Here is an 8,026-nt window from a genome sequence, read left to right as displayed (position 1 = left end):
AAATCCATAGAAGTATGAATTCTTCCTATACTATTTAAAAGTTTATCATTTAAACTTTGAACACCTATACTTAATCTATTGATTCCATATTCTTTATACAATTTTAATTTATCTTTAGTTATAGTACCGGGATTAGCTTCTATTGTTATTTCTTCTATTTTATCTGTTTTAAAAGACTTATAAATATGCTCTAATATCTTAGCGATATACCTCTCACCTATATAAGATGGTGTTCCTCCTCCTATAAATATAGTCTTAATAGAATATTCTTTTAATAATTCTTCATAGTCCTTTAATTCTTTTATTAAATAATCTATATATTCATCAATTTTATTATTTAAATTAGGAAAAGATACGAAATCACAATAATAACATTTACTACTGCAAAAAGGAATATGAATATATAATCCTAAATCTTTCAATAATATTCTTCCTCTCATAATTTAAATAAATTCAATGCACACTTAAGTGTGCATTGAATTTATTCGTCATATTTTAGTACAGCTAAAAAAGCCTCCTGAGGTATTTCTACAGAACCAATTTGTCTCATTCTTTTCTTTCCTTCTTTTTGTTTTTCTAATAGCTTTTTCTTTCTTGTAATATCTCCACCATAACATTTTGCTAATACATCTTTTCTTAAAGCACGTACAGTTTCTCTAGCAATTATTTTGGAACCAATAGTCGCCTGTATAGGAATAGCAAATTGGTGACGTGGTATTTCATCTTTTAATTTTTCAGCAATGTTTCTTGCTCTTTCATAAGCTTTTTCTTTATGAACAATTATAGAAAAAGCATCTACCAACTCTCCATTAATCAATATATCTAATTTAACCAATTCAGATTCTTGATAACCTTTAAGTTCATAATCTAAAGATGCATATCCTCTTGTCCTTGATTTCAATGCATCAAAGAAATCATAGATTACCTCATTTAAAGGTAAATCATAATGCATAACAACTCTAGTTTCTTCTAAATACTCCATATTTATAAATATACCACGTCTATTTTGACAAAGTTCCATTACAGCTCCGACATAATCTGTTGGAGTCATTATGGAAGCAGAAACTATAGGTTCTTCCATATATTCTATTTCTGTTTCATCAGGTAAATTGGTTGGGTTTTGTATAGATAATATTTCTCCTGACTTAGTCATTATCTTATATATTACACTAGGAGCTGTAGTTACAATATTTAAATCAAACTCCCTTTCCAATCTCTCTTGAATAATTTCCATATGAAGTAAACCTAAAAATCCACATCTAAACCCAAACCCTAAAGCAACCGAAGTTTCAGGCTCAAATATTAAACTAGCATCATTTACTTGTAGTTTTTCAAGAGCCTCTCTAACAGAATTAAAATCTTCTCCTTCAGAAGGATAAATTCCACAATAAACCATAGGTACTACTTTTTTATATCCTGGAAGTGGGCTATCCGTTGGATTTCCGTGATCTGTTATTGTATCTCCTACCCTTGCATCTTTTACATTTTTTATGCTAGCTACTACATAGCCTACATCTCCAGCTTCTAATTTATCCACAGGTCTTTGCTTAGATGTAGTCACTCCTACTTCTGTTACTTCAAAATGTTTATTTGAAGACATCATTCTAATTTCCATACCAGGTTTTAGTATTCCTTCAAATACCCTTATGTAGGATACTACCCCTTTGTAACTATCATAATAAGAATCAAAAATAAGTGCTTTTAAAGGCGCTTCTTTATCACCTTTTGGTGCTGGAACTTTGTTTACAATTTCTTCCAATACCCCTTCGATATTTAAACCTTCTTTAGCTGAAATTAGAGGAGCTTCTTCTGCTTCTATCCCAATAACATCTTCTATTTCCTTTTTAACTTCATCTGGTCTGGCACTTGGTAAATCAATCTTATTGATAATAGGTACAATTTCTAAATCCTGTTCTAAGGCTAAATATACATTTGCAAGAGTTTGAGCTTCTATCCCTTGAGTGGCATCTATAATTAATACTGCACCTTCACAAGCTGCTAATGATCTAGAGACTTCATAATTGAAATCTACGTGTCCTGGTGTATCTATTAGGTTTAAAACATATTCTTTCCCATCTTTAGCCTTATAATCAAGCCTTATATTTTTCAGTTTTATAGTTATTCCTCTTTCCCTTTCTAAATCCATACTATCTAGAACTTGATTTTGCATCTCTCTAGACGTTAACAACCCAGTTTTTTCTATTAATCTATCGGCAAGAGTAGATTTGCCATGATCAATATGAGCAATTATAGAAAAATTTCTAATATTGGTTTGTTTAACATTCTGCATATCTTTCCTCCTTAAGATGTTACGATAACTCTAAACTATAATTATAGCAGAAAAACAAATGTAAGTAAAACAAAAGACCAGCATATACTGGCCCTTTTAATAATTTTTTTTAAAAATTTTCAAATCAATTAAATAACTCTCTCCAAAGAAATATAATTTTCTCTCTTTTAAATTTACACTAAAAATTACCGGATCTTTAAAATAGTCTAAATGAACAATGTTTGCATTTACTACTTTTATCCCAGATAAAAATATAGATAATGTAAATAAAATTATTATTAATTTTAAAAAAAAATTTCTTTTTCGTTTTTTTTGTTGTTTTTTTCTCTCTACTCTCGTATCCAAAAATACCACCCTAATTATTTTACCTAAAAGGGATTGGTTTTATACAATTATAGCTTTCCAAATCGATTATTAAAAGGAAAATATCTAAAATTTGTTATCCCTTTAATAGAATCTAGGTGTATACATCCAAAATATCTACTGTCTTTACTAGCTCCTTCATCCCTATTATCTCCCAATACAAAAACATGTCCATCTGGAACTTCCCAATAGTTTTCTCCATATATATGGGTATAGGCACCTTCTTCAATATAATTTTCTTCTAATACTTCCCCATTTAAATATACTTCACCGTCAATAATAGCTACTGTATCTCCTTCAAGACCTATTACTCTTTTTATATAATCTTTGTTCGATGCATCAGGAGCTTTTAAAACTACAATTTCTCCTCTTTTTGGTCCTGAAAAATATAAAGGTATCTTATTTGCAAAAAGTCTATCCTTTTCATATAAAGTTGGATACATAGAGTTCCCTAATACATAAGTAGTATTGAATATAAAAGTCTTTATTAATAGAGCAATTACAATAGCTAATAATATACTCTTAATCCATTCTATTGTTTCGCTTTTTTTAGGTTTATTATCTTCTTCCATTGAATTTCCTCCTCATCTTGTAAATATATTCTTATTATAGCATTTATTTAAACTAAAAAAAAGTTTTATTCTTGTATCTTGTCAATAGCTATACTCAAGATCTCCCCCAAAATCCTTGCAGTTTCCATGGCTTCTTCTACTGTGTTTAAGTTGTTTCCTACTTCTATTAAAGCCGAATAATCTGAAAGAAATTGATTGTATTTTCCAATAGGTTTTATCATAATCCCCGTACAAAGATTAGGGTAAAGAACATCCGTCACCGCTTTAAGATATTTAGCAAAACTTAATACTTCTTCTTTATTAGGTGAATCTGGTCCTATTACAAAAAAGAAAGTTGCTACTTCTTTACCATCTATTTCTATCTTAGATTTTTCTATTAGGTTTTTCATATTTTTAATAACTTCAGGGTCATTATGATCAAAACCATCTCTATGAATGTCTAATAAAACTTTGAAATTATTGTTATCCTCTAATTTTTTATTTACCGTCTTTAAAGATTCGGAATATGATTTATTATAAGAGGGTACATCATGATATTTAGTTACATGTTCTACTTTATGACCATTATTATCTAAAATTCTATATATAATTTCTCCTATTCTAATTACATTTAATTCCTCATCCATAGTATGATGCTGGTTATTATCTAAAGATGAATAGGATTCTGTACCATGAGTATGGTATATTAGTATATAAGGCTTATCTTTGTCGATTTTCAATGGTTTTATATTTAAAGGTTGTGGTATATCTGAAAGAGAATAATTGCCTTCAGAATCCTTAATTATAATTAAATTTTCATATTCTTCTAATCTATCAATAATAATAAAGTCTTCCGTTATTGATGGATTGTTTTCTATATCTATTTCTTCTATTTCATCACTATCAACCGATACTGGATCATTCTCTATAGAAAATATAGATGGAAATTGAGCTTTTAAAAAACTCTTAGCTTCATTTATTAAAGATAAATTGTCAGCAAAAGTTTCATCCCAATTACTGCTTATATTTTGCTGATTCTTATATAAATTAATCATGGAGCTTGTTTTACTAACAACCTCTATAAAAATTTCCCCATCCTTAAAATAGGATCTCTCCATACTAAAAACAGGTTCTGCTTTGTCAGCTCTTGCATTTATCAACATTGTACCTATATTGAATACTATAAGACATATTAATGCAAAAATTATATAGGTATTCCTACTATCCTTTCCTTTCATAAAAACACTCCTTAAATTAAGTATTCAATACATAGATTATATTCATTTTAAACTGCATATATGATAGTTGTTTTAAGGAGTGCATTTTCTATCTAATATACCTATTTACATCTTTTAAATCTATACCATGGTGAAGAGCCATATTTAGTCCATTTCCTATTATTATTGACAAATCATCTATAATTGAATCAATTTCTTTTGGTGTTACTACTACATTTGGCATAAAAGGTTCTAAAACTTCCTTTATAAGGTGGTATTTTTCTTCATTGCCTACCTGTTCAAGAGTAGAATAGAATTCTGTTCCTACCTTCGATACATTTTTCATAGAACCAATAATCAAATCCATCGTATCGTTTACCATTGTCACAGCATCCACAACTGTTGGAACTCCAACTGCTATTACAGGTACTCCTAAATAATTATTATTTAATCCTATTCGCTTATTACCAATTCCGCTCCCTGGGTTTATCCCTGTATCAGATATTTGTATGGTGGTACTGACCCTTTCCATTTTCCTTGAAGCTAATGCATCTATTGCAATGACTAAATCTGGCTTAGTTTTTTCTACTATCCCTTTAATTATCTCACCAGTTTCTATTCCAGTTAATCCCATAACTCCTGGAGAAATAGCAGCTACATTAGCTACTGTTTCGTCCTCTTCCTTATTATAGGCGATAAAAAACTGTCTAGTAACCAAAACTCGTTCCACAACCTTAGGTCCTAAAGCATCAGGAGTCACATTCCAATTGCCTAATCCTACTATCAAAGTTTTGGTGTTTTGTTTAACTATATCCATTCCTTTAATCTCTTTTGCTACAAGTTGACTTATTTCATCCTTTAAATCTTCATCTGTATTTTTTAACTTTGGTACATCAATAGTTATATAAATTCCTTTAGATTTACCTAAATGTTTTTCTCCTATTTCATCTAATATTTTTACCCTTGTAACAGTATAGTTATCACCACTATCTTCTTCTACCTCTACCCCAGGTACTTCCCCATCATTTTTCTCCTTATATATTTCCCTATTTTCTATCGCTAAATCGGTTCTTATTTGTATCAATTCATATTCCTCCTATTTATCGGTATTAATCTTATTCTTCTTCAATAGTTTAATTTTATGTATATTAAGCTTAATTATCCTTGCTTTTTATCCCTCTTCATGGTAAAATATCTTTTGTTAAGATTGGAGGAGGTGAAAGTATTGGCAAATATTAAATCTGCAGAAAAAAGAATCCGAACTACTAATAAAAAAACCGTTTTAAATAGAAGTAGAAAGTCTGAAATTAAAACCTATATTAGAAAATTTGATGTAGCTATAGATGACGGAAACCTTGATGAAGCTAGAGAATTACTTAAAATTATAGATAAAAAATTAAAGAAAGCAAGCCATAAAAATGTTATTCATAAAAATGCTGCTTCAAGAAAAGTTAGCGTTTTAACTAAAAGATTAAATAAAAAAATAAACGAAGCTGTATAAAATAAAACTTCGGCAATCCCGAAGTTTTTTATTTTCCCTAAATTTTAAAACATAAATTTGTTAACAACATTTCCAAGGCCAATCTATCGTTTACAGATGTAGATTTTATAATCTTATCTGTGTCTAAACAATGTAGCATAGCTCTCTCTAATTGAGGTATTGTAAAATTTCTACTTTGATTTGATATTTTTTTATACTCATATTCAGATAATTTCATTTTGCTATATACATCCCCTTCAGAATAACCAGTAAGTCTTAATACCTTATAATTTAACATATTCCTTAACTGTCTTACTATCATATGAAGTATAAACAACACCGGTTCGTTAGACATATACATTTCATTAAATAATCTTATGGCATTTTCACCATTTTTCTGACTTATACTGTTCAATAGGTTAAAAACATTCATCTCCAAAGGCTTAGCCATTAATAAATCTATAATTTCTTTTGTAACTTCTTCTTTGCTAGATAAGTAATTGGAGATTTTTATAATTTCATTTTCTAAATCATAAAGTGTTTTACTACGATTAGAATCGAAATAAGAAGATTGTTGTATGAAATAATTAATATCAGCCTTAGACATTTTTTTATTATTCTTTTTAAAACTATTTTCAATCCAAGTATCTAAGTCTTTGCCTCTTAGCTTAGTAAATTCGACTACTCCCCCTACTTTGTTTATCGATTTATACAGAGCATTAGACTTTTTAACATTATTTCCTTTTTCAACAAACAATAAGCATAGATAATCTTCTAGCTTTTCCACATATTTAGTCAATGGATTCTTCGATGGAGGTAAGTCCCAATCCGATGATATAGTTCCTTCTTCCTTTTTACTTTTAAATAAAGGTAGTTCTTTAATTATTACAATTTTTTTCTCAGACATAAAGGGAAGAGTTTCACATGCATTAAGAATAGTTTCAAAATCTATTTCTTTACCTTCTAAAATTACATAGTTTAAAGGTTCAAAAGATTTATCCACATAGATATCCTTTAAAACTTCCAATGTATAATCCATCAAATATTCTTCTTCACCATAAAATAAATATACTGGTTTCAATTCTCTCTTCTTGGATTTTTTAATAAATTCCTTGTAATTCAATTTTCTCCATCTCCTCCTTAGTCAGTATATATTTATTTATTATTTTATAAGAAAAAATAAAGTAAATCGTTAAAAAAATTATATATGGGCTATACCCTTTCATTATTTCCATTATACTCCACTTTTCTTTTATAAAGGGGGTAATCTTATATTCATCTTTGTTTAATCTAAGGTTTATCAAACCTTGTTCATCAGTTCTATATATTTGTATATTCTTATCTTTATACCTCCTAATTACCTCTTCATGTGGATGACCAAAATTATTATTTCTTCCTACAGAAATAAAGCCAAAATTAGGATTTAAAACATTTAAAAATTCGTCTTTAGAAGAAGTATTACTACCATGATGAGGTACCTTTAAAAAATCAATATCTGTGTTTATATTATATTGTACATTTTTTTCCCCTAATCCTTCAATATCTCCTGTAAACAAAATATTAGTATTGTAATAATTCAATAGTAAGACTAAAGATAAATCATTATCTGAAATATTTAAACTGCTCATCATTACATCATCAGGTCCAATTACAACAATATTTGTATTTCCATCGAGTGTAAGTTTATCTCCTCTTTTCAATAATTTGACTGGAATATCTTTTTCAAAAGCTTTTTGCCTTATCTGCTGATAATAAATATTATCTTCCCTTTCATATCCAAAGTATATATTTTCTATTATAATATTGTCAATTAAATAGGGTAAACTTTTACAATGATCAGCATCAAAATGGGAAATAAAAACTCCTTCAAGCTTAAAAATTCCTTCTTTCTCTAAATAAGGAAGAAGAATTCTTTCTCCTACATCAAAATCTCCAAATATATTCCCGCCAGTATCTATTAAATAATTCCCTTCTTTAGTCCTTAGTAAAATACTATCCCCCTGCCCTACATCTATAAAATCAATAGACAAGCTAGAATCAAAATTAATGAAAAAAGAATTTAATAAAATTAAAAACAAAAGATAAAAAACTATAGCTTTATTAACTTTCATACCAAAGCTTTTTA

9 protein-coding genes are annotated in these 8,026 nt (G+C 28.5%); 1 reads left to right on the top strand and 8 read right to left on the bottom strand.

Translation table 11 applies throughout. From position 1 onward, the window contains the following. The 6 genes from VK998_RS00540 to gpr all read right to left on the bottom strand — a co-directional run. Window positions 1-422: radical SAM protein (locus tag VK998_RS00540; protein WP_325224296.1), on the bottom strand; the 422-nt coding region annotated here is incomplete at its 3' end. Between the two features lie 59 nt (window positions 423-481). Then, window positions 482-2,290: a translation elongation factor 4 gene (gene lepA / locus VK998_RS00535; RefSeq protein WP_325224293.1), complete on the bottom strand. Its 1,809-nt coding sequence runs from the start codon at window positions 2,288-2,290 to the stop codon at window positions 482-484. Window positions 2,291-2,386: 96 nt separating this feature from the next. Further along, a complete protein-coding gene (locus tag VK998_RS00530) occupies window positions 2,387-2,635 on the bottom strand; it encodes a hypothetical protein (protein WP_325224290.1) in 249 nt (82 codons plus the stop codon). Between the two features lie 47 nt (window positions 2,636-2,682). Beyond that, entirely contained in the window at window positions 2,683-3,225 is a 543-nt protein-coding gene (lepB, locus tag VK998_RS00525; protein ID WP_325224287.1) for a signal peptidase I, read from the bottom strand. A gap of 65 nt (window positions 3,226-3,290) precedes the next feature. Continuing rightward, a complete protein-coding gene (spoIIP, locus tag VK998_RS00520; protein ID WP_325224285.1) occupies window positions 3,291-4,442 on the bottom strand; it encodes a stage II sporulation protein P in 1,152 nt (383 codons plus the stop codon). Window positions 4,443-4,530: 88 nt separating this feature from the next. Continuing rightward, a complete protein-coding gene (gene gpr / locus VK998_RS00515; RefSeq protein WP_325224282.1) occupies window positions 4,531-5,505 on the bottom strand; it encodes a GPR endopeptidase in 975 nt (324 codons plus the stop codon). 141 nt (window positions 5,506-5,646) lie between these two features. On the opposite strand from gpr, the gene rpsT reads away from it, so the two are divergent. Further along, a complete protein-coding gene (gene rpsT, locus VK998_RS00510) occupies window positions 5,647-5,922 on the top strand; it encodes a 30S ribosomal protein S20 (protein WP_325224279.1) in 276 nt (91 codons plus the stop codon). 37 nt (window positions 5,923-5,959) lie between these two features. Here rpsT and holA read toward each other — a convergent pair whose 3' ends face one another. Then, window positions 5,960-7,024, bottom strand: a complete 1,065-nt coding sequence (gene holA, locus VK998_RS00505) for a DNA polymerase III subunit delta (protein WP_325224276.1) — start codon at window positions 7,022-7,024, stop codon at window positions 5,960-5,962. Next, on the bottom strand, window positions 7,002-8,026 hold a 1,025-nt coding region (locus VK998_RS00500; RefSeq protein WP_325224273.1), incomplete at its 5' end, for a ComEC/Rec2 family competence protein. The genes holA and VK998_RS00500, both read right to left, overlap by 23 nt.

This window comes from Schnuerera sp. (assembly GCF_035459645.1).
Classification (GTDB): Bacteria; Bacillota; Clostridia; order Tissierellales; family Tepidimicrobiaceae; genus Schnuerera.
Note: the sequence above shows the minus strand (reverse complement) of the source record. Positions and strands in the feature narration are given on the sequence as shown.

Bases quoted from the DNA above. Each gene is read 5' to 3' on its own strand.
- lepB (WP_325224287.1), bottom strand. From the start codon at position 3,225: ATGGAAGAAGATAATAAACCTAAAAAAAGCGAAACAATAGAATGGATT.
- lepA (WP_325224293.1), bottom strand. From the start codon at position 2,290: ATGCAGAATGTTAAACAAACCAATATTAGAAATTTTTCTATAATTGCT.
- spoIIP (WP_325224285.1), bottom strand. From the start codon at position 4,442: ATGAAAGGAAAGGATAGTAGGAATACCTATATAATTTTTGCATTAATA.